The sequence below is a fragment of the Pseudoalteromonas sp. PA2MD11 genome (assembly GCF_017808125.1).
GTDB classification, from domain to species: domain Bacteria; phylum Pseudomonadota; class Gammaproteobacteria; order Enterobacterales; family Alteromonadaceae; genus Pseudoalteromonas; species Pseudoalteromonas simplex.
This window is the reverse complement of the sequence record NZ_JADKNF010000043.1, coordinates 1-935: the sequence shown is the minus strand read 5'-3', so window position 1 is coordinate 935 and position 935 is coordinate 1. Positions and strand designations below refer to the sequence as shown.

Genomic DNA, 935 nt, shown 5'->3' with positions numbered 1-935 from the left:
AAGCTTGAGAAGCAACTCGAAGATGCTCAGTTGGAGAATGACGTTTTAAAAAAGGCGAAGGTCTACTTCGACAGCCTAAAAGAATAAGGTTCGAATATATCCACAAGGTCACAGACGCCAAACGCACAGTGAAGAAGTTGTGCAGTTGGTTATCTGTGTCGCCGGCTGGGTATTATAAATGGTTAAAGCAATTACCTAGCACACGCCATAAAGAGAACAGTTCGTTACTGAAATTTCTAAAGCATGTCAGCGACCAAGAGCACTGCATTCCTGGTTATAGAAAGCTTTGGGAGGCAGCGGTAGCGCATGGCTTTGATTGCAGTAAGGGACGTGTGCAGAGACTATTACAAAGCGTTGGCTATCGTTCAAAATCAGGTAAGAGACGCTATACAAGTCGCGCGAAGAAAGAAGGTACAATCAAAGCGAGTAATTTATTACGACGCCAGTTTAATGTTGATACAGCAAATACCGTGTGGGTATCAGATATCACACAAGTACGCTGTAAAGATGGTTGGCAGTATTTATGCGTCATCCTTGATTTGTATTCTCGTAAGGTTGTTGGCTGGGTAACAAGCCGGATAAACAACGCCAAGTTAGTTATTAAAACCCTGAGAAAAGCATGGTCAGCACGCAAACCTGATGGTTCGAACTTGCTCTTTCATTCAGACCAAGGAGCTCAGTATGTCGCAAAGGAAACAGTGAAGTGGTTAACTAATAGAGGTGTCACAGTGAGTATGTCTAGAAAAGGTAACTGCTGGGATAATGCGTGCTCAGAAAGCTTTTTCGCGCAGTATAAAAAGGAGTGGATAAAGAATTTAAATGAACTGAGTCGCAGTGAAATGACAACACAAACGTATTTTTATATTGAAAAATACTACAACTCAGTAAGAAGGCATGGCACCCTAGGGTATAAAAGTCCCATGCAGTACGAACAA

1 pseudogene is annotated in these 935 nt (G+C 42.1%); it reads left to right on the top strand.

The window, feature by feature from the left end:
- Positions 1–935 (top strand): annotated as a pseudogene (locus tag ISP07_RS20430) (IS3 family transposase); the annotation flags it as partial.